Source organism: Streptomyces sp. NPDC014907, from assembly GCF_055562975.1.
This window is the reverse complement of record NZ_JBVHEG010000002.1, coordinates 253,914-269,608: the sequence shown is the minus strand read 5'-3', so window position 1 is coordinate 269,608 and position 15,695 is coordinate 253,914. Positions and strand designations below refer to the sequence as shown.

The window sequence follows — 15,695 nt, the reverse complement described above, 5'->3', positions numbered from 1 at the left end:
AACACGGCCGACCCGAACGAGGACGACCCGGACGAGGACGACGACGGGAGCGGGCCGCACCGGGGCCGGCGTGCGGCGCCTCGTGGGCGGGCCGAGCGGGGTGTGGTGCGTGCGGCTGTGAGGCGGAGGAGGGCGTCAACGCGCTGGGCGCACCCCCCGGCCGAGGGCTGGGGGACGTCGGCAACCGACGACGCCGCCGCACATGTGCGTGCCGCGCCCCCCGCCTGACGAAGCACTACGAGCGGGAGCCGGTCACCGCGGGGTAGTCCGTGTATCCCTCCGCGCCACCCGCGAAGTGCGTGTCGCGGTTGTCGGCGGCGAGAGGGTGGCCGTGGGCGAATCGATCGACGAGGTCTGGATTGGCGATGAAGGGGGCGCCGAAGGAGACCGCGTCGGCCAGTTGCCGTTCGAGCAGCGCGTTGCCGCGCTCTCGCGTGAAGCCGAGGTTGGCGATGAGGGCGCCGTGGTAGTGGGCGCGGTAGCGGGTGAACGCGGTGAGGGTGTCGGTTCCTGTGCCGGGTTCCGGGCCGAGGAGGTGGAGGTAGGCCAGGTTGCTGCCGTCGAGGCGCTCCAGGAGCTGGTCGTACTCGTCCAGCGTCTCGGCGTCCGCGGTGAAGGCGGGTCCGTGATTCCAGTAGGGCGAGAGTTTGATGCCGATGCGGTCGCTGCCCCACACGCCGGCGACGGCGTCCACGATGTCGAGGAGGAACCGGGCCCGCTTCTCACTGGTGCCGCCGTAGGCGTCGGTGCGCCGGTTGAGCCGCGGGTTGAGGAACTGGGCCACGAGGTGGGACACCTGTGCGTGGATCTCCAGGCCGTCGAATCCGGCGCGCAGGGCGTTGACGGCTGCCTGCCGGTAGGTGCCGATCGTGGCGGCGATCTCCGCGGCGCTCAGGGCGCGGGGGGTGAGGGACTCCTTCGGGCCGTCGGGGGTGAAGGACATCTCGTGGGGATTGACCGCCGAGGGGCCGGCGGGGAGCCTGCCGCCGTGGTGATCCGGGTGGGAGGCGGCGCCGGCGTGGCCGAGTTGCGAGACGATCCTGCCTCCCGCGGAGTGCACGGCTTCGGTGACCTCGGCCCAGCCGGCGGTCTGGGCGTCGGTGTAGATGCCCGGGACGTTGATGAAGCCGATCGCGTCCGTGCTGACCCAGGTCCCTTCGCTGATGATCAGGCCGGCGCCGGCGCGCTGCGCGTAGTAGGTGGCGTGCAGGGCGGTGGGGGCCAGTTCCTCGTTGTCGGCTCGGGAGCGCGTCATGGGAGCCATGACGACGCGGTTGGGCAGCTCGAGCGCGCCCAGCTGAACGGGCTGCAGGAGGGACTGGGTGCCGGGTACTGAGGTCAGGTCGGACATGGACGTCTCTTTCGTGAGGGGAGGCGCTCCGCGCGGACGCGGGGAGCACGAGCGGGTGGGTGGGGTCAGTCCTGCTTGAGGGCGTGAAGGGCGGACAGGGGACCGCCGAGCTGGATGAGGCGTCCTCCCTCGCGCAGCGTTCCGAGGTCGACGGGGGCGAAGCCGAACTCGGAGGCCAGGCCGCCCACGGTGTTCTTGGCACCGGCGTCGTCGCCGGCGAGGAACAGCACCTGACGCCCCGCCTCGTGGCGGGGATCGGCTGCGATGAACTGCCCGTAGAGGGCGTTGAACGCCTTGACGACGCGTGCGCCGGGAAGCAGGGAGGCCACGTATTCGCTGCCGGTGAGGTCACCCAGGTCGGCGATCTCCGGTTCCGGGGAAAGGGAGGCGAACTGGTTGGTGGCGTCGATGACGACGGTGTTGTCCAGGCTGGGGAGTCCGGCGACGGCGTCGGGAATCCGCGGCCAGGGGACCGCGAGCACGACGAGGTCCGCGGCGACGGCCTCCGCGGGGGGCGCGGCTGCCGCGAGCGCGCCGAGGTCCTTCACCAGCGGGGCCAGGGAGGCGGGTCCCCGGCTGTTGCTGAGCACGACCTCGTGGCCGTGACGGATCGCGTGCCGGGCGATGGCCTGGGCGACCGCTCCGGCTCCGAGCATTCCGATCCTCACCGGGCGGCCCCCTGCCCGGAGTCGGCCGTCCGCGGCGTGGTGAGCAGGACGGTCCCGCTCTTGGCCGGGCGGCGGGCGTGCTCGACGGCCGCCCTGAAATCGGCGAGGTCGTAGCAGGCCGCGACGCCAAGCAGGTCCGGCGCGTTCTGCGCCAGGTCCCGGGCGAAGGCGACATCCTCGGCCCGCTCCTCGGGGGTGCGGCTCAGCCAGTGCAGGATCGACACTCCCCGCACCGTCAGCTCCCGCGCCATGAGGGGTGGCGTCTCCAGCGATGTCGTGCCGGAACTCAGGTGTCCGTAGGAGATCAGAGTGCCGCCGTCGGCGAGCAGTTCAGTGAGGTCCTGGGTCAGGGAACCGCCGACACAGTCGAGGGCCACCCGGACGCCCCGCTCGCCGGCATGGCGGCGGACCTGTTCCCGCCAGTCGTCGTCGCATGTCGCGATCGTGGGCTGGGAGGGGTACGGCGTCCGCGTCTTCCCGGCACCGGAGGTGCTGCGCACGAGGTTGATCAACCGCAGGCCGTGCCGGATCGCGGCCGCGCTGACCAGCCTGCCGACGGACGAGCCGGCGGCGGTCTGGAGGACCGGGCCCGTCTGTCCGCGCAGGGCCTCCTCCACCGCGCGGTACAGCATGCGCAGCGTCAGCGGGTTGACCAGCATCAGGGCAGCGGTCTCGTCGCTGACCCCGTCCGGCACCGGTACTGCCAGATCGGCCGGGACCACGACGAAGTCGCTCCACGTTCCCGGGGCCGGGAAAACCGCCACCCGCTGACCCGGGTGCGGTGTGCGGACGTCCGCTCCGACGCTCTTGACGACGCCCATCCCCTCCACTCCGGGAGTCCGGGTCCCCGACCGCTGTTCGGGCTGCCCCGGCAGACCCTCCACACCGATCAGGTCCCCCGGATGGACGGGCCGGACCAGCATGTGGACCAGAACCTCTCCGCTGCCGGGAGTCGGCCGGCGGGCCTCCTCCCTCAGCGTCAGTACCTGGGCGGCTTCCCCTTGCCGCGTGTACTCCACGGTGCGCATCGGCGCCTCCACCCAATCTTTGATGATGGTCATCATTAAAAAGAATGATGAGGGGTAACATCGAAAACGTCAAACACTGCCGACGCAGGAGGGTGGCCATGCCGCGGATCACCAGGGAAGACAAGGCCAGGAACCGGCAGAACATCGTCGAGGCGGCCGGGCGCATGTTCCGCTCGAAGGGCGTCGACGCCGTGGGCATCGCCGAACTGATGAAGGAAGCGGGCCTGACCCACGGCGGCTTCTACAACCACTTCGCGTCCAAGGACGATCTGGCCGCCGAGGCGTGCGGCGCCTCGTTCGAAGCCTCTCTGGGCTCCCTGGAGCAACTCCTCGAGGAAGGCGCCGATCTCCCCGGCCCACCGCTGAAGCGAGTGGTGGACACCTATCTTTCGGCCGATCACCGCGACGCCCCGGACGGCGGCTGTCCCTCCGCCTCCCTGGTCGTCGACGCCGGACGGCACGGCGACACGATCCAGAGCGTCTACGCGGCCGGCGTGGAGGGGTACCTCACCGGCTTCGCCGAGGAGTTCGCCCGCGAGCACGAAGGGGAGATCACCCCGCGGGAGGCGCGGGAGCGCGCGGTGCTGCTGCTCAGCCGACTCGTGGGGGCGATGGTCCTCGCCCGCGCCGTGAGCCGCGTCCGGCCCGAACTGTCCGACGAGATCCTGCGGACCTGCCGCGCCCACCCCCTCGACTGACCGGCTTCGCACCCGCCGGCCCCGCGCCGTTCCGCCCGGCGGCGAGCCGTACGGTCGCGGCGGCTTGCCGGGGCTTCGTTCTCCTGGCACCGCCCGGGCCGACGGCGGGCTGATGGATCGAGCCGCGACGCCCTGTCGGCAGGCAATCGTTTGCCGGCGGGTGGCGCGGGTGAAGGCGCCGCGCTCTTCGGCATCGCGCGGCAGTGTGGAAATTCCGGCTTCGGGTCAGGCCGACGGGTGGGGGGCGTATCGGGCGAGCATGGTCCGGACGGCCTCTTCGACGGCGTGGTGGACGTCGGAGGGTGCGGGGTTCCAGTCGGTCAGAAGCATGCGGGGCCACAGGACGTAGTTGGCGATCATGCCGAGGAACTGGTTCGCGGCGCTCTCGGCGTCGGGCACGTCGGCGTTGCCCGCCTCGTGCTCGGATTCCAGGTAGTGCTGGACGGAGGCGAAGTAGGGCGGTTTGCCGAGCTGGAACTGCATCCGCCCCAGCTCGGGGAAGCGGGGCAGTTCGACGATGACGATCCGGAACAGGCCCGTCATGCGGGGCCGGCCGATCAGGTCGGCGTAGCGGTGGCCGATGGCCGTCAGCCCGGAGCGCAGATCTCCCGCCCGCGGCCGCGCGGCGGTATCGCCGGCGTCGCGCTGCCAGGACTCGGTGACGATGGCCTCGAAGAGGGCCGCCTTGGTGGGGAACTGCTTGAACAGGGTGGACTTCGAGACCCCGGCCGCTTCGGCGATCCGTGCGAGGGAGGTGCCGTCGTAGCCACGGTCCAGGAACAGTTCCGTGGCCGCGGAGGTGATCGCCTCGCATCTGAGCTGTGGCACCTGGGCGCATCCCGGTTGCCGCACGGTGGAGGAAGTCATGACAGTCGACAAGATCGCTCTGGTGACCGGCGCGAATCGCGGCCTCGGGCGCAGCGCGGCCATCGCCCTGGCCGCACGCGGGATGCGGGTCGTGGTCACCCACCGCGGTGATGCGGCCGGGGCCGAGAGGACGGCGGAACAAGTGCGGGCCGTGGGAGGGACGGCCGCTGCTCTCCGGCTCGACATCAGCGACGTCTCCTCCTTCGCGCCCTTCACCTCCGAACTGGGCGCGCAGCTGGAGCGCTGGGGTACTTCGCGGCTCGACGTCCTGGTCAACAACGCGGGAGTGGGAGTCTTCGGGCCGCTGGAGACCGTCACGGTCGACGACTTCGACACGGTGATGGGCACCAACGTCCGGGGCACGTTCTTCCTCATCCAGGCGCTCGTGCCGCTGCTGGCCCGGGGCGGCCGGGTCATCAACGTCTCGACGTCACTGACCCGCCACACCAGCCCCGCCACCTCGGTCTACTCCGCCTCGAAGGCCGCCGTCGAAGCCCTGAGCCGCACCCTCGCCGCGGAACTCGGGCCTCGCGGCATCCGGGTCAACTCCATCGCCCCGGGGCCGACCGCCACCGACTTCAACGGCGGAGCGATGCGGGACGACGCCGGAATGCGCCGGGTTCTGGCCGGACGGACCGCGCTCGGCCGCGTCGGCGAACCCGAGGAGATCGGCGACGCCGTCGCCGCGCTGGCCTCCGAGGGGATGCGCTGGGTCACCGCCCAGCGCATCGAGGTCTCCGGCGGCGCCCTCCTGTGACGCCGGGCGACGGCCGGTGGGGAAGCGGGCGGTGACGGCCCCCACTCGCTCCGGGCCGGCCGACTCGTCGTTGTCGTCGTCCCCGTCCGGCGCGTGCGGGAGGGGCGCGGGGCGGAAGGAGGCCGTCGGCGCGGGGGAGGGTGCCCCGGAAAACGCTCGCGCGCGGCCGGACGGGTCCGGTCGCGCGCGGAAAGCGGGGTGCGTACGCGGAAGGGTCGCCGCGTACGCGCGGGGTCAGGACAGGGCGGTCAGCGTGATCGAGCCGTCCGCCGCCGCCTCGACCCGCAGGCGGGTGAGGTCCGGCACGTGCACGTCCGGCGCGAAGGCCGCCGCGCGGGGGCCCACGCCCACGATGCGCATGCCGGCCGTGCGGCCCGCCCGGATGCCGGCCTCGGAGTCCTCGAAGACCACGCAGTCCGCCGGGCCGAAGCCCAGCGCCGCCGCGCCCTTCAGGAAGCCCTCGGGGTCCGGCTTGCTGGCGCCGACGCTCTCGGCGGTGACCCGGACCGCCGGCATCCGCAGCGCCGCCGCGCCCATGCGCGCCCGGGCGAGGGCCTCGTCCGCCGAGGTGACCAGGGCGTGCGGCAGGTCCGCGATCGCGGTCATGAAGGCGGGGGCGCCGGGGACGGGCACGACCCCGTCGAGGTCGGCGGTCTCCTCGGCGAGCATGGCCCGGTTGTCGGCGTGGTTCTCCTCCATCGGGCGGTCCGGGAGGAGCAGGGCCATCGTCGCGTACCCCTGGCGGCCGTGGACCACCCGGAGCACGGCGTCCCCGTCGAGGCCCTGCCGCTCGGCCCAGCGGCGCCAGCAGCGTTCGACGACGGCGTCCGAGTTGACGAGGGTGCCGTCCATGTCGAGGAGGAGGGCGCGGGCGGTGAGCGTTGCCGGGGTGGTGGCAGGCATCGGGTCTCCAGGAGGGGGTGCGGAGAACAAGGCGGACCCGCCCACCGGTCAGGGATTGCGGGCGGGGCCACTTTGTTTTTCAACGATACAAAACCGGGGGCGGTCTTGGCCAACCGGTCCGCCCGGTGTCCGCATCCTGGGACCGCCGCCCCCGCCGCCCCTCAGAAGTCGGAGCCGGACGGGTCCCCCTCCAGGACCGCGCGGGTGTTCGGCCCGTACACGCCCGGCGCGTCCCCCACGATCGCCCGCCACTGCTGGAACATCCGTACGGCTTCCCTGACCTCGTCGTCGTAGCGGCCGGTGATGGGCCCGTCGTAGACCCAGGCGTTCCTCAGCCGCCACTGGAGCTCCCTCACCTCGGGCCCCTGGTCGCCGTAGGCGAGGGTGGGGCCCTCCGGCTCGGGCCTCTTCGTCTCCCCGGGGGACCGCGAGGGGGTCGCGGGCCTCGTCGTCGGCGCGGCCGTCGGCGCCGGCGGGGTGGTGACGGCCGGAGGGAGGACGGGCCGGGCCGAGGCGCCGGGGCTCGCGGTGGCGGTGGTGGCCCGGGGGGAGGGGCGGACCGTGCGGGACGGGGAGGCGGAGCCGGAGGGCGTCCGCCGCGGGGTCGGTGACGCCGTCGTCGGTTCCGGGCTCGTGGAGGAGGGGGACGGCGCCTCCGACACGGCGACGTTCAGGGACGCGCTCGTGGTCACCCCGGGCACGACCGCCCGGTCGTCCGTCCCGTCCCCGCCGCCGAGGACGGCCGCGGCCAGGGCGGCGGTGCCCGCCACGGCGGCGGCGGCCACCACCGCGACCATCGCGCCGCGCCCGCGCCTCCCGCCGGACGGAGGCGTCCCGCCGGCCCCGTGCAGCAGCAGGGGCATCGTCTCGGAGGGGTCGCCCCCGGAGCCGGGGTACGCGTCCGCGTCCGCGTGCGCCCCCGTCGCCGGTGCGGCGGGACCGGCTCCCGTCGGGAGGTCCGGGCGGGACCCCTGGTGGGGCACCCGGGGAGCCACGGAGGGGACCGGGGCCGTCCGGGCGGCCGGCGCGTCCGCGTCCTCGCCCTTCGTCCCGTACTCGTGAGCCCCCGCTCCGTACGCCCCGGCTCCCGGCCCGTACGCCCCGGCTCCCGGCCCGTACGTTCCGGCTCCCGGCCCGTACGTTCCGGCTCCCGCTCCGTACCTCCCGGCTTCCGCCTCGTACGCCCCGGCTCCCGCCCCGTAGGCGTCCGCGCCGTACGTCCCCGTCCCCGTCCCCGTGCCGGGCATTCCCGCTCCCGGCCCGTACGCTCCCGGACCCGTCCCGTACGTCCCCGGACCCGTCCCGTACGCCCCCGCCCCGTGCGCCCCGGGCTCCGTCTCCTGCGGCGTCTCCAGCGTCACGTACGGCCTGATCCGGAGCGGATCGAAGTCCTCGGCCGCCGCCAGCTCCGCCCGGGCGCAGGCGCAGCCAGGTCTGTGTACACCGCATTCAGGACAGACGTGTCCGGTCATGATGGGTCCCCTCCCCGATACCAATGCGAGCGATTATGCAGCCCACCCCCTCCCTGCGGGGGAACGGGCGTGCCCTTCCGCAGGCCATAACCGGACATTCGGACCAGGATGGAGGAGCTGTCCGAGGTGAGTTCTCCGGGCCCGTCCCAGGAGACGTACGAGGAGACGAGACGACCATGGCCCAGGACCTACGCCCGTCCCCGCCCGGCGCCCCCGCGCCGGGGGAGGCGCAGAGCCACCGCACCGTCCTCGTCGCGATCGGCGCGCTGCTGCTCGGCATGCTGCTCGCCGCGCTCGACCAGACCATCGTCTCCACCGCCCTGCCGACCATCGTCAGCGAACTGGGCGGCATGGAACACCTCTCCTGGGTGGTCACCGCCTACATGCTGGCGTCCACCGCGGCCACCCCCCTCTGGGGCAAACTGGGCGACCAGTACGGGCGGAAGAAGCTCTTCCAGTCGGCCATCGTCCTCTTCCTCATCGGCTCGGCCCTCTGCGGCATCGCCCAGAACATGCCGCAGCTCATCGCCTTCCGCGCGGTCCAGGGCCTCGGCGGCGGCGGGCTCATGGTCCTGTCGATGGCGATCGTCGGCGACCTCGTCCCGCCCCGGGAACGCGGCAAGTACCAGGGTCTCTTCGGCGCCGTCTTCGGCGCCACCAGCGTCCTCGGCCCCCTCCTCGGCGGCCTCTTCACCGAGCACCTCTCCTGGCGCTGGGTCTTCTACATCAACCTGCCGATCGGGGTCGTCGCCCTCTTCGTGATCGCGGCCGTCCTCCACATCCCGGTCCGCTCCACCCGGCACACCATCGACTACCTCGGCACCTTCCTCATCGCCTCGGTCGCCACCTGCCTGGTCCTCGTCGCCTCCCTCGGCGGCACCACCTGGGCCTGGGGCTCGGCGCAGATCATCGGCCTCGCCGTCCTCGGGGCCGTCCTCCTCGTCTGGTTCGTGCGCGTCGAGGGGCGGGCCGCCGAGCCCGTGCTGCCGCTCAAGCTGTTCCGCGTCCGGACCTTCACCCTCGTCTCGCTCATCAGCTTCGTCGTCGGCTTCGCGATGTTCGGCGCGATGACCTACCTGCCGACCTTCCTCCAGGTGGTCCGGGGCGTCACCCCGACCATGTCCGGCGTCCACATGCTGCCCATGGTCCTCGGCCTGCTGATCACCTCGACCGCCTCCGGCCAGATCGTCACCCGCACCGGCCGCTGGAAGGTCTTCCCGATCGCCGGCACCGCCGTCACCGCCTTCGGGCTCCTCCTCCTCCACCGCCTGACGGAGACCAGCTCCACCTGGGAGATGAGCGTCTACTTCTTCGTCTTCGGCGCCGGGCTCGGCCTCGTCATGCAGGTCCTCGTCCTCGTCGTGCAGAACGCCGTCTCCTACGAGGACCTCGGCGTCGCCACCTCCGGCGCCACCTTCTTCCGCTCCATCGGCGCGTCCTTCGGCGTCGCCGTCTTCGGCACGGTCTTCACCAACCGGCTCACCGGCAAGCTCGAAGACGTCTTCGCCGCCGCGGGGCCGAACCTCCCGCCCGGCGTCGGCCCCGGGCAGGTCACGGCCGACCCGCGTGCCGTCGCCCAGCTCCCCCCGGGCCTGCGCCCCGCCGTGCTCCACGCGTACGCCACGTCCATCACCGACGTCTTCCTGTACGCGTCGCCCGTGGTCCTCGTCGCCTTCGTCGTCGCCTGGTTCCTCAAGGAGGACCGGCTCCGCAGCTCGGTCACCGCGCCCGACACCACCCAGACCCTCGCCTCCAACCCGGTCGAGCGCTCCTCGTACGACGAGTGCGCCCGCGCCCTGTCCGTCCTCGGCTCCCGCGAGGGGCGCAAGGCGGTCTACGAGAAGATCACGGCCCGCGCCGGGCTCGACCTGCTGCCCGCCGCGAGCTGGCTGCTGCTGCGCATCCGCCGGCACGGCACCGTCGAACCGGCCCGGCTCGCCGAGACCACCCCCGTGCCGCTGCGGGCGATCACCGAGGCGTCCCGGCAGGTGGAGGAGCGCCACCTGGCCGCACGGGAGGGCGTCCAGCTGATCCTCACCGAGGAGGGCGTACGGGTGACGACGCTGCTCGCCGAGGCGCGGGAGGAGTCGCTCGCCGAGCTCCTCGGCGACTGGTGGGGGCCCGAACGGCCCACCGACCTGGTGAAACTGGTGGAGGAGCTGACGGCCGAGCTGAACGGTTCGGACGGCGACCGCCCCCACACGCCGGAACCGCCCCGGGACCACCGCGGCTGACCGGACGCGCACCGCCCGGACCGCCGCCGTACCCGACCGCCGCCGCGCCGCGCCGGACCGCCCCCGCCCCCGGACCACCCCCGCCCCCGGACCACCGCCGCACCGGACCGTCACCGCCGCACCGGGCCGCCGCGCGGGGCCGGGCCGCCGCCCGGTGCCGGCGCGGTGCGTCAGAGTTCCTTGCCGTACCAGATCTCCATGTACGGGCCGGTGCAGTACGCCGGTATCTCCGCGTACCCGTGCCGTACGTACAGGCGCCGCGCCTCGATCAGGTCCAGGCGCGTGTTGAGGACCGTCCGGCGGGCGCCGAGCGCGCGGGCCGCGTCCTCCAGGCCCCGCATCAGCAGGTCGGCGCCGCCCAGGCCGCGGAACGCGTGGCGGACGAAGACCCGGGTCAGTTCGGCGCGCTCCCCGTCCAGGAGCAGGACCCCGCCGCAGGCGGCCGGCTTTCCCCCGTGGCGCCCGACGAGGAACTGCCCGGCGGGCGGGGCGAGCAGGTCGAGCCCCTCGTTCAGCATCTCCTCGTCGTACTCGTCCTCGGACAGGACGCGGCGGAAGTAGCGTCCGGCGACGTCGCCGTAGTAGGCGCGGCGGAGGGCGGTGGCGTCGGGGGTGCCGACGTGTTCGGGGGCGAAGGACCAGGTCATGCGCGCCATTGTGCGGCGCGCGCGACCGGGGGCGCAGCCCATTTGACCGCCGGGCGGGCTCAGCCCTTCGGGGCCGCCTGCTGGACCACCTCGAACGACCAGAGGGTGGACCCGGACGCGGCGGGCCTCGGCCGCTCGCCGCCCTCGCCGCCGCCCTGGTGGGCGGCGCGCATGGAACCGTTCATCCAGTTCTGGAAGTCCTCCTCGCTGCGCCAGCGGGTGTACACCAGGTACTGGTCGGTGCCCTCCAGGGGGCGCAGCAGCTCGAACCACTCGAAGCCGTCGGAGCCCTCCACGGCCCCGGCGCGGGAGGCGAAGCGCTGCTCCAGCACTTCGCGCTGTTCGGCCGGGACGGTCAGGACGTTGATCTTCACCACGCTGGGCACACGACACCTCACAGGAAACACGGGCCGGGCGCTGCGCCGGGCCTCGATCGCGTACGTGCAGTCTCTTACATCGTGCGCCGGCGGGGTCCGCCGGTCCGGCGGGACGCCCGTACGGGGGCCGGCGGGTGGCCGGTTCTCCCCCGTCCCGGGGCGGAGCGGCGTCCGGTCCCGTCGTCCCGGTCCCCGGGGCCGTGCGCCGTGTCCTTCAGCGGACCATCTCGTTCAGCCGGTCCGCGGGGAAGAGCGGCGCGGGGACCGTCGCCGCGAAGGCGGCCTGGGCCATGAGCTGGAGGAGCAGCGGTTCGGCCGTACTGGCGGCGAGCAGGGGCCATGCGCACAGGGCCAGCGGGAAGGCGAGCAGGAGGCGGAACAGGACCGCGTCCATGCGGCTGTGCACCCCGGCCGCGAGGACGGTGATGAGCAGGGTGGGGACGCCGACGAGGAGCAGCGCCGTCCTCCCCGTCGCCATGACCTCCGTGAACCCCTCTTCTCCCCCGGCCGTCAGGGAGACGACCACCCAGGCCGCCAGGTGGAGGAGCGCGTACGTCAGCACGCACCGCCCGACCCTTCCGCACATGTACCCCAGGCGGCGGGCGACCGCCGGTCTCTCCGTCACCCTTGTGCCCCCGACCCCGTACGGCGCGATAATTGAACGCGTTCAACGTACTTCGGGCCGGTCACGGAACGCAAGGACGGGGCCCGGTCCGCGGCCCCCGCGCACCGAAGGGACCCCGGTCCGCGGCCCCCGTGCACCGAAGGGACCCCGGTCCGCGGCCCCCGTGCACCGAAGGGACCCCGGCCGCTCCGGACTTCCGGCCGGTGTCCGGCCCGCGGCTCCTATGCTGACCGTGCCGGGGCGGCCCGCTCCCGGGCCGGGTCGTGCGGGTCCGCCGACGGATTCGCCGACCCGCACGACGCTCAGGAAGGGCAGGACGTGACCCCTCCCCCCGTTCCCCGCGCGGACGCGGTGCGCACCCTCGCCGCGCGCTGGCTGCCCCGGCTCGGGGACGGAGACCTCGTCGTCTCGCCGGTCGGGCTGTGGCTGGCGCTCGGGGCCGTCGCGGCCGGGGCGCGGGGCCGCACCGCCGAGGAGCTGTACGACCTGCTCGGGATCGAGGCGGAGGACGCCGCCGGCGCCGTGACCGCCGCCGGGCGGCGGCTCGCGGCCACGGGCGGGCTCGCGGTGGGCACGGGGGTGTGGGCCCGGGTGCCGGTCCGCGAGGAGTACCGGCGGGGGCTGCCCGGCGTGCGGTTCGGGGAGCTGGGCGGGGACGCGCAGGCCGTCCTCGACGCGTGGGCGCGGGAGGCCACCGGCGGCCGGGTCGCCGGGCAGCCGGTCGCCCTCGACGGTTCCGAGGCCCTCGTCCTGCTCAACGCGCTCGCCCTCGGGGCGTCCTGGCGGACCGCCTTCCCCCGGCACCTCACCCGCGACGAGCCCTTCACCGACGGCCGCGGTGCCGTACGGCCCGTGCCGACCATGCGGCAGCGGATTCCCGCCGCGTGGGCCTGGCGCACCGGCGGGGTCACGGTGGTCGAGCTGCCCTGCGCCGGAGAGGGCGCCGCCCTGGTGCGGTTCGTGCTCGGCCCGGAGGGGGCCGGTCCCGCCGGGACGCTGCCCGCCGCCTGGGCCGGGCCCGGCGGGCGGGAACGGTCCGCCGCCGACGCCGTCGACCTCTCCCTGCCGCGCTTCACCCTCCGCGCGACGACCCGGGCGGACGCGCACCTGGAGGCGCTCGGCGTCGTCCGGGCCCTGCGTCCCGGCGCCGACTTCACGGGCCTGACCCCGGACCCGGCCGGTCTCTTCATCGACAAGGTGGTGCAGGAGGCGGTCGTCGAGATCGCCGAGGAGGGCGTCGAGGCGGCCGCCGTCACCTCGGTGAGGATGGCCCGGAGCGCGGCCGCGCCCCGGCGGGAGACGGTGGAGCGGATCGCCTTCGACCGGCCCTTCGGCGTCGTCGTCCTCGACGCCACCGGCGAGGTGCCGCTCTTCACGGGGTGGCGGTCGGGCACCGGCCCGTCGTAGCACGGGCCGGCCGGGGTCACGGGCGGCTACGGACGATCCGGGGACCCGGCGGCCCGTCGTGCGCCCCGCCCCGTCCCGCCGCCCGCGCCGGCCGGGGCCCTACTCCCGCTCCACCACCCGTGCGAGCAGCATCCCGTCGTAGCCCTTCGCGCCGACCGTCTGGAAGGCCGTCGCGTCCAGGCGCGGTTCGCGGGCGACCAGGTCGAACATCTCGCGGGTGCCGGTGACGGCCGGGTCGTCCGGGTGCTCGCTGGCGACCCTGCCGTCCCGCACGACGTTGTCGACCACGATCAGGGTGCCCGGCCGGGAGAGCTTCAGGGCCCACTCCACGTAGCGCGGGTTGTTGACCTTGTCGGCGTCGACGAAGACGAGGTCGAACGGGCCCGCCCCCTCCGCCGCGATCTCCGGCAGGCTGTCCAGGGCCGCGCCCGTCCGCACCTCCACCACCCCGTCCAGGCCAGCGCGGGCGATGTTGGCCCGGGCCACGTCCGCGTGGCCCGGGTCGTACTCCAGCGTGACGAGCCGTCCGCCGGCGGGCAGCGCGCGGGCCAGCCAGATCGTGCTGTAGCCGCCGAGGGTGCCGATCTCCAGGATGCTGCGGGCGCCCTGCGTCCGGGCGAGCAGATGGAGCAGCTTGCCCTGGTTGGGGGTGACGGCGATCTCCGGCAGTCCGGCCGCCGCCGAGTCGGCGAGCGCGGCGGACAGCACCTCGTCGTCCGGGGCGAGCAGGTCGGTGACGTACTGGTCCACGGCGGTCCATCGGGGGTTCGTCATACGGCCGAACGTACACCCGCGCTGGTGCCCGCACGGCGCCGTGACGCCCGTACGAACAGGAGCGCCGCGCCGGCCACGAGCAGCGGGCCGCCGCCCACCGTCAGGAGCCAGACGGGGACGCCGCCGGCGACGGTCAGCAGCCGGTCCCTGTGGACGACCCGGCGGTACGGGGTGTCGGCCACCCGCCGCAGGTGGTGGTCGTCGTCGATCCGCTCCGGGTGCGGGAACCTCTGCTCCAGGACGGTGAGGTGGACCGGCCCGTCGCCCGCGAGCGCGGCCACGGCGCCCCCGGGACGCTCGATCCGGCCGGCGAAGGTCACTTCGGGGCGGTCGCCGCCGATGGGGGAGCGGGGCTCCATCCGGTGGTCCGCGAGGACGGAGAGGCCGAGGGACTGGGGGGTCTTCGCCAGCCGGGAGAGCCGCATGGGGTAGACGAGTTCGGGCGAGGCGAAGGCGATGCGCAGCGGGGTGAGTTCACCGCGCAGGACGGCGCCCTTCTCGCGGGGCGCGAGGCGCACCGCGACGTACTCCCACTTCCGCTCGACGTACGGCCGGAGCGCGCCGGTGAGCCGGTCGGGCAGGTCGAAGCCGTTCGCGCGCAGCCAGTCGCCGAGCGCGTCCGGGTCGGTGGCGGTCAGGCGGGCCACGTCGAAGGGGCCGAGCCGCTCGCGGCCGACGACGCCGACGCCCCCGCCGGGGGGCGCCGCGGCCCCCGCCCCGTCGCCGCGGCCGCCGCCGAACGGCCAGTCGTTCCCGCGCGGCCAGAAGTGGAAGCGGTCGCGCCGCTCGGGCGCGGTGAGCCGGGCCAGTTCGCCGAAGAGCGCCGGGTCGCCGAGGGTGACGGAGGCCCGGCCCGGCACCGGCATGATCCAGGCGGCCCGTTCGCTGTCGCCGTTCACCCTGAAGCGCATGACGACGGTCTCGGTGCGCCCGTCCCAGCGGACCGCCGACTCCTCGCGGTCGACGCCGATGCGCCGGGACGGGTCCGGGATCATGGCGCCGCAGCCGCAGGCGTACGCCGGTGCGACGAGCGAGCCGAGCTGGAGCGCGAGCAGCGCGACGGCTATCGCCAGGATTCTGGTGACCGGATGACGGCGTGTCCCCCACATGGCAGCTCAGACGCGGCGGGGGAGACTCCGGTTCCGTACGGGCGTTCGGTGCCCGGGAACGCGGCAGGCCCCGCTCCTCCGTGAGGAGGGCGGGGCCGTGCGGGTGCGCGGTGCGGCGGGTTTCTCAGTACCAGCCGTGGGTCTGCCAGAAGGACCAGGCGGCGTTCGGGGAGCCGTAGCGCTCGTTCATGTAGTTGAGGCCCCACTTGATCTGCGTGGCGGGGTTCGTCTTCCAGTCGGAGCCGGCCGAGGACATCTTCGAGGCCGGCAGGGCCTGGACCAGGCCGTAGGCGCCGCTGGAGGAGTTGGTGGCCTTGTGGTTCCAGCCGGACTCGTGGGCCACGATCTTGCTGAAGGACGCGTACTGCGAGGCGGGAACGATCTGTCGCGCGACATCCTGCGGGCTGGCGGCCGAGGCCGAGCCCGTCGTGCCGAGCACCGCACCCGACGCACCCAGCAGCACGGCTGCGGAGGCGGCGAAGGACTTCTTGCGGGCGGCGACACGGGTGGTGAGCGAGCGGATCAAGGTTTCTACCTAACTTCGGGGACAGGGTCGCGCCGGGCGTTCCGGGCCGACCGGAACCAGAGCCGGGGGGACCCGGGAACTGGGGGGAACCGGTCGTCCGGGGCGATGCGGTGAGCACCGGCTGCCTGGCGACGTCCACCAGAGAAGCAGGGCGGGAACCCCCGGCGCAACGACCCCCTGTACGAGGGAGCCTCGGACCCGGGAGGAAGGTCCCGGGAGGGCTAGGGGGCATTCCGGCAGGTCAAGAGAGGT

16 protein-coding genes are annotated in these 15,695 nt (G+C 74.0%); 4 read left to right on the top strand and 12 right to left on the bottom strand.

The window, feature by feature from the left end:
* Nucleotides 1-235: 235 nt before the first annotated feature.
* The 3 genes from ACZ3IL_RS06630 to ACZ3IL_RS06620 form a co-directional block, all read right to left on the bottom strand.
* Nucleotides 236-1,351 (bottom strand): alkene reductase, encoded by a 1,116-nt coding sequence (locus ACZ3IL_RS06630; RefSeq protein WP_467387303.1) that lies wholly within the window; start codon nucleotides 1,349-1,351, stop codon nucleotides 236-238.
* Nucleotides 1,352-1,416: 65 nt separating this feature from the next.
* Nucleotides 1,417-2,019, bottom strand: a complete 603-nt coding sequence (locus ACZ3IL_RS06625; protein WP_467387301.1) for an NADPH-dependent F420 reductase — start codon at nucleotides 2,017-2,019, stop codon at nucleotides 1,417-1,419.
* A complete protein-coding gene (locus ACZ3IL_RS06620) occupies nucleotides 2,016-3,083 on the bottom strand; it encodes a zinc-binding dehydrogenase (RefSeq protein ID WP_467387299.1) in 1,068 nt (355 codons plus the stop codon). The genes ACZ3IL_RS06625 and ACZ3IL_RS06620 overlap by 4 nt, the downstream gene beginning before the upstream one ends.
* A 62-nt stretch (nucleotides 3,084-3,145) precedes the next feature.
* On the opposite strand from ACZ3IL_RS06620, the gene ACZ3IL_RS06615 reads away from it, so the two are divergent.
* Entirely contained in the window at nucleotides 3,146-3,745 is a 600-nt protein-coding gene (locus tag ACZ3IL_RS06615) for a TetR/AcrR family transcriptional regulator (RefSeq protein ID WP_467387298.1), read from the top strand.
* A 225-nt stretch (nucleotides 3,746-3,970) separates the two neighbouring features.
* On the opposite strand, the gene ACZ3IL_RS06610 is transcribed toward ACZ3IL_RS06615, so the two are convergent.
* Complete coding sequence (locus ACZ3IL_RS06610) at nucleotides 3,971-4,612, bottom strand: TetR/AcrR family transcriptional regulator (RefSeq protein ID WP_467387296.1); 642 nt, start codon at nucleotides 4,610-4,612, stop codon at nucleotides 3,971-3,973.
* Here ACZ3IL_RS06610 and ACZ3IL_RS06605 point away from each other — a divergent pair.
* Nucleotides 4,611-5,369, top strand: coding sequence for an SDR family NAD(P)-dependent oxidoreductase (locus ACZ3IL_RS06605; RefSeq protein WP_467387294.1), 759 nt, complete (start codon nucleotides 4,611-4,613; stop codon nucleotides 5,367-5,369). The genes ACZ3IL_RS06610 and ACZ3IL_RS06605 overlap by 2 nt on opposite strands.
* 234 nt (nucleotides 5,370-5,603) lie before the next feature.
* On the opposite strand, the gene ACZ3IL_RS06600 is transcribed toward ACZ3IL_RS06605, so the two are convergent.
* Both ACZ3IL_RS06600 and ACZ3IL_RS06595 read right to left on the bottom strand, forming a co-directional pair.
* A complete protein-coding gene (locus tag ACZ3IL_RS06600; RefSeq protein ID WP_467387293.1) occupies nucleotides 5,604-6,272 on the bottom strand; it encodes an HAD-IA family hydrolase in 669 nt (222 codons plus the stop codon).
* Nucleotides 6,273-6,433: 161 nt separating this feature from the next.
* Nucleotides 6,434-7,744, bottom strand: a complete 1,311-nt coding sequence (locus ACZ3IL_RS06595; RefSeq protein WP_467387291.1) for a peptidoglycan-binding domain-containing protein — start codon at nucleotides 7,742-7,744, stop codon at nucleotides 6,434-6,436.
* A 176-nt stretch (nucleotides 7,745-7,920) separates the two neighbouring features.
* On the opposite strand from ACZ3IL_RS06595, the gene ACZ3IL_RS06590 reads away from it, so the two are divergent.
* Nucleotides 7,921-9,978, top strand: a complete 2,058-nt coding sequence (locus ACZ3IL_RS06590) for an MDR family MFS transporter (protein ID WP_467387289.1) — start codon at nucleotides 7,921-7,923, stop codon at nucleotides 9,976-9,978.
* A gap of 170 nt (nucleotides 9,979-10,148) precedes the next feature.
* Here ACZ3IL_RS06590 and ACZ3IL_RS06585 read toward each other — a convergent pair whose 3' ends face one another.
* From ACZ3IL_RS06585 to ACZ3IL_RS06575, 3 genes are all read right to left on the bottom strand, one after another.
* Nucleotides 10,149-10,634: a GNAT family N-acetyltransferase gene (locus tag ACZ3IL_RS06585; protein WP_467387287.1), complete on the bottom strand. Its 486-nt coding sequence runs from the start codon at nucleotides 10,632-10,634 to the stop codon at nucleotides 10,149-10,151.
* Between the two features lie 50 nt (nucleotides 10,635-10,684).
* Nucleotides 10,685-11,011 (bottom strand): antibiotic biosynthesis monooxygenase family protein, encoded by a 327-nt coding sequence (locus tag ACZ3IL_RS06580; protein WP_467387285.1) that lies wholly within the window; start codon nucleotides 11,009-11,011, stop codon nucleotides 10,685-10,687.
* A 205-nt stretch (nucleotides 11,012-11,216) separates the two neighbouring features.
* Nucleotides 11,217-11,564: a hypothetical protein gene (locus ACZ3IL_RS06575; protein WP_467387283.1), complete on the bottom strand. Its 348-nt coding sequence runs from the start codon at nucleotides 11,562-11,564 to the stop codon at nucleotides 11,217-11,219.
* A 381-nt stretch (nucleotides 11,565-11,945) separates the two neighbouring features.
* On the opposite strand from ACZ3IL_RS06575, the gene ACZ3IL_RS06570 reads away from it, so the two are divergent.
* Complete coding sequence (locus ACZ3IL_RS06570) at nucleotides 11,946-13,034, top strand: serpin family protein (protein ID WP_467387281.1); 1,089 nt, start codon at nucleotides 11,946-11,948, stop codon at nucleotides 13,032-13,034.
* Nucleotides 13,035-13,133: 99 nt separating this feature from the next.
* Here ACZ3IL_RS06570 and ACZ3IL_RS06565 read toward each other — a convergent pair whose 3' ends face one another.
* The 3 genes from ACZ3IL_RS06565 to ACZ3IL_RS06555 all read right to left on the bottom strand — a co-directional run bounded on the left by ACZ3IL_RS06565 (nucleotide 13,134) and on the right by ACZ3IL_RS06555 (nucleotide 15,443).
* Complete coding sequence (locus tag ACZ3IL_RS06565) at nucleotides 13,134-13,808, bottom strand: O-methyltransferase (protein WP_467387279.1); 675 nt, start codon at nucleotides 13,806-13,808, stop codon at nucleotides 13,134-13,136.
* The gene (locus ACZ3IL_RS06560) at nucleotides 13,805-14,917 is read right to left on the bottom strand and encodes a DUF2330 domain-containing protein (protein ID WP_467387277.1); all 1,113 of its coding nucleotides are present in this window, start codon (nucleotides 14,915-14,917) and stop codon (nucleotides 13,805-13,807) included. Before ACZ3IL_RS06560 ends, ACZ3IL_RS06565 begins: the two co-directional genes overlap by 4 nt.
* Before the next feature lie 124 nt (nucleotides 14,918-15,041).
* A complete protein-coding gene (locus ACZ3IL_RS06555; RefSeq protein ID WP_467387275.1) occupies nucleotides 15,042-15,443 on the bottom strand; it encodes an aggregation-promoting factor C-terminal-like domain-containing protein in 402 nt (133 codons plus the stop codon).
* Nucleotides 15,444-15,695 lie beyond the last annotated feature (252 nt).